A 14,608-nucleotide genomic window follows, 5' to 3' on the forward strand; every position below is an offset into this window, starting at 1 on the left:
CGGCGTCAGGTCGCCAGGACGCGAGCGTAGGCCCGCTCGAACCGTGGCACGATCGCCGAAGCGGCGAACGCGGTCGATCGCGCCCGCCCGGCCTCGCCCATCGTCTGGCGCAGGCCCTCGTCGGCGAGGAGGAGGCGCAGGGCGGCGGCCAGCGCGGAGGGATCGCCCGGCGGCGTCAGCAGGCCCGTCTCGCCGTCGACGACGATGTCGGCGAGCCCGCCGGCGGCCGACGCGATCACCGGGCGGCCGGCCTGCATCGCCTCGACGGCCACGAGGCCGAACGGCTCCGCCCAGGCCGACGGCACCAGTCCGATCATGCAGCGCCGCCACGCGCCGGCGATCGCCCCCGACGGCCAGTCGTGCAGCACCGTCACGCCATCGGGCACGGCCGGCGCATCGGGCCACCGTGCGCCGATCAGGACCAGCGGTGGCGGGTCGTCGAGGCGGCCGTAGGCGTCGAGCAGGACATCGACGCCCTTGTGTCGTCCGAGCGCACCGACGAACAGCAGGAAGGGCGCGTCGGGCAGCAGGCCCAGGAGGGTCGCATGGGCGGCATCGTCGGGCGCCGGGACCGCGCAGAAGTTGGGGATCACGTCGTACGGAAGGCCGCGCTCGCCCAGCCGGTTGCCCGTGGCGACCGCCGAGCTGATGGCCAGGTAGCGGTCGACCAGCCCGCTCTCGGCCAGGGCGGACACCCAGTTGGTGCCGGCGACCGTCCAGCCCTTCGCCCGGCCGTAGTGATCGGCGCTGCACGCCGGGCACTTGCGCGGGCCCGGTCCCGAGCAGATCTCCTGTCGCAGGTCGTACAGCGTCCGCTTGGCACACGTCTCGCCGTAGTCGTGCAGGCTGACGACGAGGCGGGGACCGCGCCGGCGCTTGAGCGGCAGATAGGACCGGATCAGCCAGTTGTGGCCGTGCACCACGTCGGGGCGGAAGTCGGCGACGACCTCGCGCAGATGCAGCGTCGCCTCCGGGTCGGGGAACGGCGGCGCGTAGCGGCGGCCGCTCTCGGCGAACAGCCGCGCCCGGCGTTGCAGCGTCCCCCCGATCCTGTGGACGCCCACGCCGGCGTCGTCCTCGTGGTCGGGCATGCCGCCCTGGCGCAGCGTGGCGACCGCCACCTCGTGCCCGCGGTCGGCGAGCTCCCGGCTGAGCTCGCGGACGACGACCTCGAGGCCGCCGATCAGGGGCCAGTAGAGATCGGTGACCATCAGGATCCGCAGGACGAGACCCCCACAACATCGCGATAGATCTGCAGGATGCCGGTCGCGCAATCGTCCCATGTGGGCAGGTGCTGGGTGGTGGCGACCATGGGGCGGCGGAGCTGCTGCTCGAGGGCCGCGGCCACGGCCTCCGGGGTGCTGTTCGCCGGGATGCCCTCGGCGACCCCGCGCTCGACCAGCTCGTGCAGGGCCGTGGCATCCGTGACCACGATCGGTCGCCCGAGCATGGCGGCCTCGACCGCCGAGATCCCCTGCGACTCGTACTCGCTGAGGACCGCGACGACGCTCGCCGAGGCCAGCAACGTGGCCATGCCGACACGGTCGCCCGCGGGGATGCCGGCGATCTGCACGCGGTCGGCGACACCGAGCTCGGCGGCTCGGCGGTGCAGCTCGGGCTCGTACGGGCCGTTGCCGGCGATGCGCACCCGGGCCTCCGGAACGCGGGCCAGCAGATGGGGGAGCGCCTCGATCACGCGATGGTGGCCCTTGTACCGCTCGAGCCGGCCGGGCGACACGATCAGCCCGGCGACCGGCACCGGAAGGACGCTGGGCAGCGTGAGCTCGGCGCCGTTGGGCACGACGTCGATCGCACCGGTCAACCCCGGCACCGATCCGAAGCGCCGCGCCTCGTAGGGCGAGACCGCGATGCGCCGGGCAGCGCCCTCCAGGAGGGGGCGCAGCGTCCGGAGCTGCAGGGCGCGTGCGCGCGTGCGCACGCCGGAGGAGTGTCCGCCGCTGTGAAACGTCACGACGTACGGGATCCTGTTGCGCCGGGCGGCCAGCATGGCCAGCGGTGCGACCATGGAGTGATAGCTCTGGACGTGGATCACGTCGGCGCCGGCGTCGGCGATGACCCGCCCGATCGCCGGGGCGACGTACCAGTCCTTGGACCGCGGGTAGGCGGGGACCCGCACGATCTCGATGCCTTCCAGCTCCTCGCGCGGCGCGAGCGCACGGCTGACGTCCGTGGTCAGCACGGTCATCCGCGCCCCGGCGGCGGCCACGCGCCGGCCGACCTCGAACACGTGCGTCTCGACCCCTCCCGCGTGCGGGTAGAACCGCGGGGTCACCGTGAGCACCTGCGGCGAAGGCGAAGCGCTCACTCCGCGCAGGCGATGCGGAGCGTGCTCGTGCGCCCGGGAACGCCGTCGCCGCTCAGGTTGGCGACGACCTCGTCGCCGCAGCGGGCGACGAGGGCCTCCTGCACCGACGCCCGACCCCCGGAGCCGATCGTCAACGTCCGGCGCAGGGGCGCGACCCCGCCTGGCAGAACGGAGATCTCCAGGCGCGGGCGGATCGCCCGCGGCTGGCTGTTGATGGTGGTGAACGCCACCCGCACGCGAACCCCTCCGGCGATGGGCGTGGCCTGCTGCAGCTCGCCCGTCAGCGCGACGAAGGGGGTGGACGCACGCGCGGCGTCGTCGACGCGGACGACCTGGTGCGCGGTCGACGCGCCCATGGCCAGGATGGCGATCGCCAGCCCGCCGGCCATCGCCGTGCTCGGCGTCAGCCGCAGGCTCTCGGCCGGTGGCCATCGCACCGCGAGCGGCGGCACCACCGTCCGACGGACCGCGGCGACGAGCAGGCACGCGAGCGAGATGGCGCTCACGACGAGCGTCAGCGACAGCGTCGTGAGCTTGATGCTCGCCAGCGTGAGCACGGTGCCGGAGAGCGCGCAGATCGCCAGGCTCAAGGGCACCGTCAGCGCGGCCGCATGGCCGCTGCCGAGCCGCTGCCCCACCGTGGCTCGGAGCAGGAGCCAGCCGGGGCCGACCAGCCCGGCGAGCAGGCCGAAGGGGACCCGCAGCGGCCCGACGTCGAGTCCCGCCGCGCCGGCGACCACGACCGCCATCAGGGCCAGGTAGGCGGCCACCGCCACGAGTGAGGGCGCGAACGTCCGCGCCGTGGGCGAAGCGGCACCGTGGTCCATACGCGCCGCTTCCAGCCCGTCGGTCACCGGCCGAGCGTACGCCGATCGGCACGCGGCCTCAAACCCGACATCTGGGTGGACGCCGGGCCGGCGAGCCTCCGGTCGGAGAGGTCTGCCGGGCCGGCGCGCCGGGCCTCTATGCTGCGCGCGGTGAACGGCGCAGCGGGCGAGCCCGAAAGCGCACCGCAATCCGTCCTGGTCGTGGGCAGGACGCTCCATGAGCCCTTCAACGAGGGCACGCGCGTGATCGGGCGCAACCTCGCGTTGTCGGCCGCGCGCAGCGGCCACCATGCGCAGATCATCTCGTTGTCGGAGCCCGGCTACGCCGACGCCGCCGAGGTCGGCGGCGTGCCGTTGCACCACGTGGTGCGTCGCCCGACGCGCTCCCCGCTGGGGGACTACCGGGCGGTTCCGGCCTTGGCCGCCGCCGTGCGCAGCGCCGCGGCAGCGGGCCCGGTCAACCGCATCCACCTGATCGGTGTCCCGCTGATGCTGGCGGCCGGGGTTCGCCGCCAGGGCAGGACGATCGTCAACCACGTGGTGCTGCACGCCGCCGAGACCGGCCTGCCAGCGACCGACCGCCTGCGCGAGATGCTCGGGTGGCGCGTGGCCGACCGCTGGATCGACGGGCACGCCGCCACCTCGGAGACCGTCCGCGCCGCGCTGGAGAATGATGGGTGGAACCGCGCCAAGCTCTCCGTGCTCGAGCCCGCGATCGACACCGATCGCTTCCTCCGACGCACCGCCGAGGCGCACGCGCCGGGCACGCTGCGGATCCTCTACGTCGGCAACATCGCGCCTGAGCGCTTTCCCGCGGCCGACGTCGTGTTGATGCTCGAAGGGGTGGCCGCGCGCTCGTCGCTGCGCCTGCAGCTCGACGTCTTCGCACCGATCACGTTTCGTCGCGACAACGCGCAGTGGGCGGCACGCTTCCCGCGGTCGGCGACGGTGGAGGTGAGCGTCCACCTCGAGGACCTCACCGAGCAACGCAAGGTCGAGGTCTACTCGGGCGCTGACGTCGCCCTCTACCCGTTCACCAGGCCGGTCGCCGTCGAGCCGCCGCTCACGATCCTGGAGACCATGGCGTGTGAGACGGTGCCCGTGGTCACGGCGCCCGCCAACCGGTCGGCGATCGTCGAGGACGGCCGCACGGGGCTCACGTGCCGCGACCGGGCGGCGCTGGGGACCGCGCTCGAGCGGTTCGCCGGCCTCTCGCCCGCCGAGCGTGCGGCCATGGGCCACGCTGCGCGGGAAGCCGTCGTGCGTCGCTTCGGATTCGGTTCGATCGCGAGCGACACCGAGCTGCTGTGGCGCCGTCTGGATCGGGCGGGTGGCCGGATGCGCGGGCGTCGCTGACCGGCGGCCGACGGGGTGTCAGCGCAGGGCGTTCTCGCGCGCCGCCGGGGCCCGAACGGTCTACGGTCTTCGGCAACGTGTTTGAACGGATTCGATTCGGCGCACGTCCCATGAAGTCTCGGTGGTACCTCCTGCCGCTGGTGCAGATCGTCTTCGTGCTCGGCTTCCTGCTCGCGCCGCACGGTGGCGACGGCGAGCCGGCGGCCAACCAGGTCAAGCTCCCCGACAGGCCGGTGAGCGGCGGTGACTGGTCGCTCGGGGCCGTGCGCGCCCTGCCCGTCCTCCACGGGCCCTCGGCCGCCGACGTGCGCCGGGCCCGGCTCGCGCGAGCACGTGCCGTCCGCGCGCCGGCGCGGCGGGTCAGCGGATCCGCGAGCGCCGCGGCGCCGTCGACGTCGGTGGTGACGGCGCCGGCGGCCACTCGGACGCCTGCGGCGAACGTTCCCCCTGCGCCGTCCTCGACGCCACCGCCCCCCGCTGCGAGTCCGCCGCCGGCGAGGCGCACTCCGGCGCCGGCATCGCAGAACCCCGGGCCGACGTTCGACTCCACGGGCTCGTCGACGTTCGACAGCGTGCGATGAGGCGACTGCGCGCTCTCGGCCCGGCCAGGCTCGGCGCTTCGTGTCTGGCGCTGCTGGGTGCCGCACTCGCCGGCGCCGCGATCGGCGCTCTGCTGCACAAGCCTTCGGCGTCCCGGTCACCGGCGGCGCCCCTGGCCTCCCAGACCGCGTCGGCCGCCCGGCCGAGCAGCCTCCTGCGTGCCCGCCTGCGCACCGCGGTGACCCACCTCGACAGCGTTCGCCGTCCGATGCGCGATCGACTCGCAAGCGCCCGCACCGCCGCCGACCGGGCCGAGGCCGCCGACGCCGTCGCCGTCGCCTACCGGGACGCCGCGCGAATGCTCGCGCCGCTCGAGCCCGACCGGGCGGCGCAGTCCGTGCCGACCGTCCTGCTGATGCGACAGCTGCAGCGGGACTACTCGGCGCTGGCCCGCGCGGCGAGCGCCAACGCCGCCGCGGCGTTCGCCTCCACAGGGGCATCGATCTCGGAGCACGAGCGAGCGCTCGAAGGCGCGCTGGCGCGCTGGCGACCGGCCGCCTGATGTCGGCGCGGCCGATGGCGTCGGCGCGGCGACGCGGGCGGACCATCGTCCTCCTGCCGGCGGCGCTGCTGTGCCTGGGCGCCCTGGCCCGGGGCCGGACGCTGCTCCCGGCGACCTCGACGGCACCCTCGCATGCCGGGCCGCACGCACGGCCGGCCGCCGGCCTTCCGGACGCCACACGACCCTTCCTCGATGACTTCAACGGGGTCCCCGGGGCTCGGCCGGATCCCGCCAAGTGGGTCGACTACGGCCCGAAGTGCGGCGCCTACGCGTCGTGGGGCAAGATCCGCTGCGGGGCGAGCGAGCATCTGGATGGTCGCGGGCATTTGGTGATTCCCGCCACGCCTTCGGCCGGCTCGGCGCTGCAGACCAAAGGCCGGCACGGGTTCACGTACGGCACGATGGCCGCCTGGATCAAGATGCCCACCGAGCCCGGGTATTGGCCGAGCTTCTGGGCGCTCAACGGCGAGCAGACCGGCAGCGAGTCCCTGACCGGTGAGATCGACGCCACCGAGGTCCACACCGCGGGCAGGGGAACGCACACGAACGCGCATGTCTGGGATGGTCCGCGTCGCGTGTGGCGCACGCGCGATCTCACGAGCGCGGCCGGCATCGATCTCACGAAGCGCTTCCACAAGTACAGCGTGCGCATCGAGCCGGGGCGGATGACCTTCTTCTTCGACGATCTCCGGGTTCGGGTCGTGAAGCGGTCCTCCTCGACCCCCTGGGCCTGGGGCCCGAAGATCACCCGGCCCAACTTCCTGATCCTGGACCTGGCGATCCGTCGCGCTCCTGCGCGGGCCCCGTCCAGGTCGGCCGCGATGCTCGTGGACCGGGTCCAGGTCATCCCGTCGGAGTCCGGATGAACGCTCAGGCGCCACGATCGTCCAGGGTCTCTGAGAAGCGTGCTCAAAATCGCCCTCGACGTGTGCGGGATCGTTAGCATCTGGCGCCATGCGGCGCGGACTGTTGATCGTGCTGGCAACGATCCTGCTGGCGGCTGCGAGTCCTGCCGCAGCCGACGCGGTGGCGGGCTTCCGCGACTTCGCGTGGCAGGCCATGAGCGTCAACGGTCCGACGGGGGAGAAGCCGCAGAGCAAGTTGTGGTACAACGACGGCATCTGGTGGGGGGACATGTTCGACGTCGCGTCGAGCAAGTGGATGATCTTCCGGCTCGACCGGGCCACGCAGACGTGGGTCAACACCGGGACGCCGTTGGACGTGCGTCCGGCGTCGTGGGCTGACACGCTGTGGGACGGATCGCACCTGTACGTCGCCAGTGCCGGCGTGAACGCGGCGAGCGCCTCGGACAGCGCCAAGCTGTACCGCTACAGCTACTCGCCCACCACCAAGACGTACGTGGTGGACGCCGGCTTCCCGGTGACGATCGTGTCCGGCGGGATGGAGGCGATCGTGCTGGACCGGGACTCCACCGGTGCCCTGTGGGCGACGTGGACGCGCGGCAACCAGGTCTACGTCAACGCGACCAACGGCACCGACACCGCCTGGGGCACGCCGTTCCTGCTTCCCGTGGCGGGGACGACGGTGACCCCGGACGACATCTCCTCGGTGGTGTCCCTGAAGGGCGGCGTCGGCGTGATGTGGAGCAACCAGGTCGACAACGCGATGTACTTCTCCGAGCATCGCAACGGCGATGCTTCGACGGCCTGGGGAGCGTCGACCAAGGTCGTGCAGGGTGCCAACATGGCCGACGACCACATCAACCTCAAGTCGATGCAGGAGATCGACGGGCAGGTGTTCGCGACGGTCAAGACGTCGTTGAGCGACATCTCGGGCAATGCCGGCGCGCCGCTGCTGCTGCTGCTGAAGCGCGACGCGAGCGCGGGGACCTGGAGCACGACGCCCATCAGCGCGGTGCGCGACGACCAGACGCGGCCGATCGTGATGCTCGACCCGTCCCAGGACAAGTTGTACGTCTTTGCGACCACCCCGGTGGGCGGCGGCACCATCAACGCGGGCACGGCCGACACGGCGATCTTCTACAAGACCACCAGCATGAGCCATCCGAGCTTCGGCTCGGGTCCCGGGACGCCCTTCATCCAGACCGCGGGCGACTTGAAGATCAACAACGCGACGTCGACCAAGCAGACGGTGAGTGCCGGCACGGGCGTCGTGGTGCTCGCGTCCGACAACGTCTCGGGCTTCTACATGCACAACACGATCGCGCCGACGACCGCCCCGCCGGGGCCCACCAACCCCGGTGGGCCCGGAACCACGACCCCGAGCGGGCCCGGGACAGCGACCCCCGGTGGGCCGGCGATCACGACGACGAGCACCTCGGCGAGCGACGGGCCGGCGACCGGGCAGGGGACGGTCGCGCCGAACGTCTGCCCGGTCAGTCGTTCGGCGGTCGTGCGATGGATCCCGCCGAAGGGGCACCGCATGGTCTCCATCGTCGTGAACGTCGCCGGCAAGCGCTACGCCAAGCTGAAGGGCGCGCGGCGCTCGATCACCGTCCATCTCGGCAAGCTGCCCGGTCCGTTCCGGATCGAGATCCGTGGACGTTCCGGCTCGGGCAGGGTCTACGCGGCCGTGAGCACGGTCAGCGGTTGCGGTGTCCCCAGTGCGCGAGCGCACAGGCTGGTCCGGGTGGTTCACCGGCGGTAGTCGTGGCCGGCCCGGCGGGCGCACGTCCGCCGCCACACCCGCGGCCCCACGGGCGGCCGTCGCGGGGACATACTGTCGGCCATGGCCCGCCCGGCTCGCCCGGCACGTCCGCAGCGATCCCGTCACCGCGCCATCATCGCGATGCTCTGGCTGATCCTGCCGGGCGTCGTCGTGGGGGCGACGCCGGCGGCCGCCGCCGATCCCGTGATCATGGCCGCCGGCGACATCGCGTGCCCGAGCGCGGGATCGGCCTCAGCGGGACTCTGCAGCGACCTCTACACGTCGAACCTGGCGCGCGCGCAGAAGAGCTCCGCGAGCGGGCTTGCTGCGCTGCTGGCCGTCGGCGACACCCAGTACGAGAACAGCACCGCCGCCGAGTACGGGCTCGGCTTCAACCTCTCCTGGGGCGCGCCGGACCTGCGCAGCGTGCTGCGGGCGGTCCCGGGCAACCACGAGTACCAGGTCCCGGGCGCGTCGGGGTACTTCCAGTACTTCCCGACCATCGGGGTCAACGTCGGGGCGTCCGGCAAGGGCTGGTACAGCTACAACATCGGCAGCTGGCACATCGTGGCGCTGAACTCGAGCGACGGCTGCCAGGCCGTGAGCTGCGCCGCGGGCTCCGAGCAGGAGACCTGGCTGAAGGCCGATCTCGCCGCGTCGCCCCAGGCGTGCCAGCTGGTGTACTGGCACCATCCCCAGAGCACCGCCCCCGCCGAGGCGCCGATCTGGCAGGACTTCTACGCCGCGGGCGTCGACTTCGTCATCACCGGCCACGTCCACGGGTACACGCCGCCACGCGGCCTGGACCCCAGCGGCCGGCCCAACGCCAACGGGCCGCGTGAGGCGATCGTCGGAACCGGGGGCAAGGACGGCGGCGTGTACGGGCTGCTCAAGATGACGCTGCACGCCAACAGCGCGGACTGGAGCTTCGTCGGCACGACGAGCAACTCCGGCTCGGCGACCTGCAGCGTGTCGGTCGCGCCGCCTCCGCCACCGCCTCCGCCGCCGGCCAAGCCCGAGTCGGGGTTCAACGCGGCGGTCTCCGGGCTGACCGCGACCTTCACCGACGCCTCGACCAACGGCCCGTCGGGCTGGGTCTGGGACTTCGGCGACGGCAGCGGGATCGCCCCCGGCGCCGACCCGTCGCCCAATCCCTCCCATACCTACGCGCGCGCCGGCACCTACACGGTCAAGCTGACCGCGAGCAACGCGGGCGGAGCCGGCACGACGGCCGCCCGCCAGGTCACCGTGGCGCCCATCGCGGTGACGCTCACCCCGGCGCGGGCGCGAGCCGCCTTGCGGCGCGAGGTCCGCAAGCGGCTGCGGCACTGGAAGATCACCCGCCTCACGTGCGCCCGCACGAAGAACAACGCCCGGCAGGCCCGGTGCACGTTCCGGGCACGGCATCGCGGGCGAACCGCGAGGGGATCCGGGACCGTGACCGCGCGGTCGGCGACGAGCGGCTCGTTCCGCGTCAAGGTCCGCATCTCGGGCCACCGTGCCAGGACCTGGAAGGGCCAAATCAAGATGTGACGCGCGACGCAGCGGGCGGCGCGGCGTCCGGCCAAGGGTTGCCCACGCTCACCGATCGGCCTAGCATCGGAGGCCACCGGGTCAACATGCACATCCTCACTCTCCGCAGTCGCGTTCTCACACCGATCGTGCCGCTGGCGACGGTGGTGGTGTTCGCGCTGGTGGCCGCACCGGCGCTCGGCGCCGCGCCGCCGGCGTTCACGGCGGGACCCGTCATCGAGGGTCCGGCGGCCGTCGGGGGCGAGCTGCGGATCACCGCCGCGTGGAGCGGCGTGCCGGCGCCGGCGCAGGTCTACCAGTGGACTCGGTGCGACGCCTCGGGCCAGTTCTGCGCTGTCGTCGGAGACGCGTGCGCGGCGACCTACGCCGTGAGCGACGGTGATGTGGGGCGTCGGGTCCGGGCCCAGGTACGCCTCTTCAACGCCCTGGGCACGATCGCGGCGCTCACGCCGCTGAGCGATCTGGTCGCGGGGCAGGGGCGCGATGACCAGGGCGGAAACCGCGACGGTGGCGACGGTGGCGGCGGCGGCGGTGACGGCGGCGACCGGCACGGCCGAGGCGGATCCGCGACCGGCGGCGAAGGCCGCGGCGGGAGTGGCGGCGACAAGGGTCATCGGTTCCAGCTGCACCACTTCAACGCCGTGAACGCGACCGCGGCGCTCACGCCGCTCAGCGGCCCGCTCGCCGGGGTGTGGCGCGCCGGCAAGAAGAAGGACCCGCCCGGCAAGGGCGGATCCCGGACCGGCTCGTGCCCACCGGTCGTCCCGCCGGCGGCGCCCGTGCCACCCGCCGCGCCGCCAGCGGCCGTGCCGACCGCGGCGAGCCCCAGCCGCCCGTACCTCCAGCCCTTCCCGACCGTGCGCATCGCCGGCTACACCGTCGCCGGCGGCGCACGGATCACGCTGCTGTCGGTGCGCGGGGGGCCGTCCGCGGTCGTTCGGGTCACCTGCGTGGGCGCCGGCTGCCGCCGCCGCGAGCTGCCGTCGGCGCATGCTCCGGCGCGGCTCCGGGCGCTGGAGCGCTTCTTCCGGGCCGGGACGCTGCTGCAGATCCGGGTGACCGCCCGCGGGACGATCGGCAAGTACACGAGCTTCCGGATCCTTGCCAACCGCCAACCACGGCGCGTCGACCGCTGCCTGATGCCCGGCCGCTGGGCGCCGGTGCGCTGCCCCGCGCCTGGGGCGGGCGCCAGCGTCGCCGCCCAGTGAGGGACGTCGCGGTCGGCGACGGGTCGCCGGCCGAGCGGGCGGCCGGCTGAATGATCGCTCTGGTTTGCCGCTTCTACGGACCGGGGTCGCTGAAGTTCTCGGTTCCTCGTATGGATGGCCCGCCGGCGTTGGCCTAGCGTAGGCCGACCTGTCCGATGGGCGGGCGGCCGTGGTCCAAAGGCCAGCGCGGATGGGCATGGCGATCTCCGGCGGAACGGACGACGCAATGCAGGAACGCAACACCGAGCGCACCGAGGCGCTTCGGCCCCTGTGCGGGACGGCACCGCCGGCCCGCATCGTCGTTGGTCTCCGAGCACGGCTCGGGATCGCCGTGGCGCTGCTCGTCGCGGCGGGGGCCGCGCTGCTCCCGGGGGCCGCGACGGCTGCGACCGGGACCCTCACGTCGGGGGACTACGCCGGCCCCGAGGGAACGCAGCACTACCAGTTGTACGTCCCCTCGACGTACCAGGCGGGGACGCCGATGCCGCTGGTCGTCGCCCTGCATGGCTGCACGCAGACCGCCGACCAGTTCCGCCGGCTGACGCGCTGGGACGCGCTGGCGGAGGCCAAGGGCTTCATCGTCGTCTTCCCGGAGCAGGACCCCAGCGCCAACTCCTTCAAGTGCTGGAACTTCTTTCAGGACCGAAGCATGCACCGCTCCGCGGGCGAGCCCGCGCGGGTCGCTGCGGTGACGACCCTGGTGGAGCGCGACTACGCCGTCGATCCCCAACGGGTCTACGCGGCCGGGCTGTCGGCCGGAGGCGCGATGGCCTCGGTCATGGCTGCCACCTACCCCGACCTCTTCGCCGCGATCGGCGTCGGCTCGGGCTGCGAGTACGCGGCCACCGCCACGTGCGCGGGCTACAAGAGCGCCGACCCCGTCCAGGCAGGCCGGCAGGCCCACGCGGAGATGGGCGCCCATGCCCGCCCGATGCCGTTCATCGCGTTCGCGGGCGATGCGGACACCACGGTGCCGCCGATCAACGCCGACCAGCTGGTCCAGCAGTGGCTCGTGACCGGCGACCTGGCCGATGACGCAGCGCTCAACGGCTCGGTGCCACGCGTGCCGGCGAAGACGACCCGGGGCCGGGCCCCAGGGGGGCGGTCCTACACGCTCCGCAGCTACGTCGACAGCCACCGTGTCGAGCTCGCGCAGTACTGGGTCGTGCACGGCATGAGCCACGCCTGGTCCGGCGGCGACCCGTCGCAGCCCTACGCCGACCCGTCGGGGCCCGATGCGACGGCCGCCATGTACACGTTCTTCCTGAGCCACCGCGCTCCGCCGCGTCCGCCGGCAACGACGGCCGCTTCGCCGCCGCCGGGAGCGACGCCCGCTCCGACGCCGACGCCCGGAGCGCACAGGGTGGCGGCACGGAAGCCCCGAGTGCCGACCGTGTCGAAGCCGAAGCTCTCCCGCGGCCGGTTCGTCTTCACGATCTCGGGCCGCGGGTCGGTGACGCTGCTGCTCCAGCGCGGCGTCCCCGGCCACCTGAAGAAGGGGCTCTGCGTCGCCGGCAGGCGCAAGCGCCACGAGTGCACGAAGTACTCGACGACGGCGAAGATCGTGCGTAGGGCGGCGAGGGCCGGTCAGATGGCCATCGCGCAGCCCCGGAAGGTCCACGGGCACCGGCTGCCGCGCGGGCGCTACCGCGTGGTCGTGACGCCCGCCAGCACCGCGGGACGCGCCGGCAAGTCGCAGACCCTGGAGCTCGTCCTGCATGAGGGGCTAGCATCTGCCGATGGCGCGCATCGATGAGCTGCGAGCTGAGTACCGGAAGCTCATCAACTCGATGGAGTTCGCCTACGCCATGGGTCATTCGCGGACGATGGGCGGCCGCGACCCGCGGCTGGAGTGGGTCGTGACGCGCGTGGAGGAGCTGCGCCGCGAGATCGCGGGGCTGAGCGGCGATCAGGACTGACGGCCGAGGCGGCGGCGCCTGGGCGCCGCCGCCTCGCCCCCTCACGCGTTGATCAGCCCGTGCGGGTTGAGCACGTACTTCCGCGCGGCGCCGTGGTCGAAGTTGTCGTATCCCTCCGGCGCATCGTCGAGCGAGATCACCGTGGCGTTGACCGCCTTGGCGATCTGGCAGCGGTCGTTGAGGATGTCCTCCATCAGCCCGCGGTGGTACTTCATCACCGGGCACTGGCCGGTCGCGAAGGTGTGCGACTTGGCCCAGCCGAGGCCGATGCGGATCGACAGCGACCCTTCCTTGGCCGCGTCGGTCTTGGCGCCCGGGTCGCCGGTCACGTAGAGGCCGGGGATGCCGAGCGCGCCGCCGGCGCGGGTGATGTTCATCAGCGAGTTCAGCACGGTCGCCGGCAGCTCCTCGTCGGCGTGCTCACCGTGGCCGCGGGCCTCGAAGCCGACGGCGTCGACGCCGGAGTCGACCTCGGGCGCGCCGAGGAGCTCGGCGATCTGGTCCTGCGGGTCGCCCTTGCTGACGTCGATGGTCTCGCAGCCGAAGCTCCGTGCCTGCTCGAGGCGCTCGGGGATGAGGTCGCCCACGATCACGACCGCCGCTCCGAGCAGCTGCGCCGAGTGCGCGGCGGCGAGGCCGACCGGCCCGGCGCCGGCGACGTAGACGCTGCTGCCGGTCGTGACGCCGGCCGTGACGCATCCGTGGTAGCCGGTCGGGAAGATGTCCGACAGCATCGTCAGGTCGAGGATCTTCTCCATCGCCTGGTCCTTGTCGCGGAACTTCAAGCAGTTGAAGTCCGCGTAGGGCACCATCACGTACTCGGCCTGGCCACCGGGCCAACCGCCCATGTCGACGTAGCCGTACGCCGCCCCCGGGCGCTCGGGGTTGGTGTACAGGCAGATGCCGGTCTTGCGCTCCTTGCAGTTGCGGCAGCGCCCGCAGGCGATGTTGAACGGGACCGAGACGAGGTCGCCTTCCTTGATGAACTCCACGCCGGGACCGGCCTCGATGACCTCACCGGTGATCTCGTGCCCGAGGATCAGCCCGGCGGGCGCGGTCGTGCGGCCGCGGACCATGTGCTGGTCGGAGCCGCAGATGTTGGTCGAGACGATCTTGAGGATCACCCCGTGCTCCGTCTTGCGCCCGACGTTGTCGGGATGCACCCCGGGGCCGTCCTGCAACTCGAGCTTCGGGAAGTCGATGGACTGGACTTCCACCTTATTTTGTCCGAGAAAAACTACTCCAGTGTTTTCAGCCATTTTTTTGAACCTCATTGCCACTGCTGGTTAACGTTCGCTGCTGTTAGAAACCTTTCTGCTGCCTTTGATGCCCTGCAGCGAAAAGGGTAGCGCTTGATGCGCGCTACCCTTTGTTGATTCTTCTTTTTTGGATCTGCCGATTGTTTTGAGAGAGCTTAGAAAGCTGCTGCTCCGGCTTCGGCTACGGCGTGATCCTGTTCGCCGGATCCTCCGCTGACTCCAATGGCGCCGACGACCTTGCCGTCTTTCTTCAAGGGGATGCCGCCGGCGAAGATCATGACCTTGCCGTCGTTGGAGGCGTGGATGCCGAAGAACTGGTTGCCAGGCTGCGAGTTATCGCCGAGGTCTTTGGTGGTGATGTCGAAGGCGCGGGAGGTCCAGGCTTTTTTCTGTGAGATGTCGATGGAGCCGAGCCAGGCGTTGGCCATGCGTTCGAAGGCGATGAGGTTG

The 14,608-nt window shown here is 72.3% G+C and carries 14 protein-coding genes; 9 read left to right on the forward strand and 5 right to left on the reverse strand.

Features of this window, described 5'->3' with window-relative positions; all coding sequences use genetic code 11:
* Positions 1 to 5 precede the first annotated feature (5 nt).
* From VK501_RS18590 to VK501_RS18600, 3 genes are read right to left on the reverse strand one after another with little or no spacing between them, the layout of a single operon-like run.
* Entirely contained in the window at positions 6 to 1,211 is a 1,206-nt protein-coding gene (locus tag VK501_RS18590) for a glycosyltransferase (RefSeq protein WP_324339982.1), read from the reverse strand.
* Positions 1,211 to 2,326: a glycosyltransferase family 4 protein gene (locus tag VK501_RS18595; RefSeq protein ID WP_324339985.1), complete on the reverse strand. Its 1,116-nt coding sequence runs from the start codon at positions 2,324 to 2,326 to the stop codon at positions 1,211 to 1,213. Before VK501_RS18595 ends, VK501_RS18590 begins: the two co-directional genes overlap by 1 nt.
* Complete coding sequence (locus tag VK501_RS18600) at positions 2,323 to 3,180, reverse strand: hypothetical protein (protein WP_324339987.1); 858 nt, start codon at positions 3,178 to 3,180, stop codon at positions 2,323 to 2,325. Before VK501_RS18600 ends, VK501_RS18595 begins: the two co-directional genes overlap by 4 nt.
* Positions 3,181 to 3,303: 123 nt before the next feature.
* Between VK501_RS18600 and VK501_RS18605 the strand changes: the two genes are divergently transcribed.
* The 9 genes from VK501_RS18605 to VK501_RS18645 all read left to right on the forward strand — a co-directional run bounded on the left by VK501_RS18605 (position 3,304) and on the right by VK501_RS18645 (position 12,899).
* The gene (locus VK501_RS18605; protein WP_324339989.1) at positions 3,304 to 4,509 is read left to right on the forward strand and encodes a glycosyltransferase family 4 protein; all 1,206 of its coding nucleotides are present in this window, start codon (positions 3,304 to 3,306) and stop codon (positions 4,507 to 4,509) included.
* Between the two features lie 110 nt (positions 4,510 to 4,619).
* Positions 4,620 to 5,090 carry a hypothetical protein gene (locus VK501_RS18610; protein WP_324339992.1) on the forward strand — a complete coding sequence of 157 codons (471 nt, stop codon included), beginning with the start codon at positions 4,620 to 4,622 and terminating at the stop codon, positions 5,088 to 5,090.
* The gene (locus VK501_RS18615; protein WP_324339994.1) at positions 5,087 to 5,611 is read left to right on the forward strand and encodes a hypothetical protein; all 525 of its coding nucleotides are present in this window, start codon (positions 5,087 to 5,089) and stop codon (positions 5,609 to 5,611) included. Before VK501_RS18610 ends, VK501_RS18615 begins: the two co-directional genes overlap by 4 nt.
* Positions 5,611 to 6,477, forward strand: coding sequence for a glycoside hydrolase family 16 protein (locus VK501_RS18620; protein ID WP_324339996.1), 867 nt, complete (start codon positions 5,611 to 5,613; stop codon positions 6,475 to 6,477). The genes VK501_RS18615 and VK501_RS18620 overlap by 1 nt, the downstream gene beginning before the upstream one ends.
* Positions 6,478 to 6,565: 88 nt before the next feature.
* Entirely contained in the window at positions 6,566 to 8,239 is a 1,674-nt protein-coding gene (locus tag VK501_RS18625) for a hypothetical protein (protein WP_324339998.1), read from the forward strand.
* Positions 8,240 to 8,380: 141 nt separating this feature from the next.
* Entirely contained in the window at positions 8,381 to 9,772 is a 1,392-nt protein-coding gene (locus VK501_RS18630; protein ID WP_324340000.1) for a PKD domain-containing protein, read from the forward strand.
* Positions 9,773 to 9,858: 86 nt separating this feature from the next.
* On the forward strand, positions 9,859 to 10,980 hold the full coding sequence (locus VK501_RS18635) for a hypothetical protein (RefSeq protein WP_324340002.1): 1,122 nt from the start codon (positions 9,859 to 9,861) through the stop codon (positions 10,978 to 10,980).
* A gap of 226 nt (positions 10,981 to 11,206) precedes the next feature.
* Positions 11,207 to 12,736, forward strand: coding sequence for a PHB depolymerase family esterase (locus tag VK501_RS18640; protein ID WP_324340003.1), 1,530 nt, complete (start codon positions 11,207 to 11,209; stop codon positions 12,734 to 12,736).
* A complete protein-coding gene (locus tag VK501_RS18645; protein ID WP_324340004.1) occupies positions 12,720 to 12,899 on the forward strand; it encodes a hypothetical protein in 180 nt (59 codons plus the stop codon). Before VK501_RS18640 ends, VK501_RS18645 begins: the two co-directional genes overlap by 17 nt.
* A 41-nt stretch (positions 12,900 to 12,940) precedes the next feature.
* Here VK501_RS18645 and fdhA read toward each other — a convergent pair whose 3' ends face one another.
* Both fdhA and VK501_RS18655 read right to left on the reverse strand, forming a co-directional pair.
* Positions 12,941 to 14,158, reverse strand: a complete 1,218-nt coding sequence (gene fdhA, locus VK501_RS18650; protein WP_349261034.1) for a formaldehyde dehydrogenase, glutathione-independent — start codon at positions 14,156 to 14,158, stop codon at positions 12,941 to 12,943.
* A gap of 155 nt (positions 14,159 to 14,313) precedes the next feature.
* On the reverse strand, positions 14,314 to 14,608 hold a 295-nt coding region (locus tag VK501_RS18655), incomplete at its 5' end, for a heme-binding protein (RefSeq protein WP_324340005.1).

Origin of the sequence: Baekduia sp., from assembly GCF_035318805.1 — a bacterium.
Classification (GTDB): domain Bacteria; phylum Actinomycetota; class Thermoleophilia; order Solirubrobacterales; family Solirubrobacteraceae; genus Baekduia.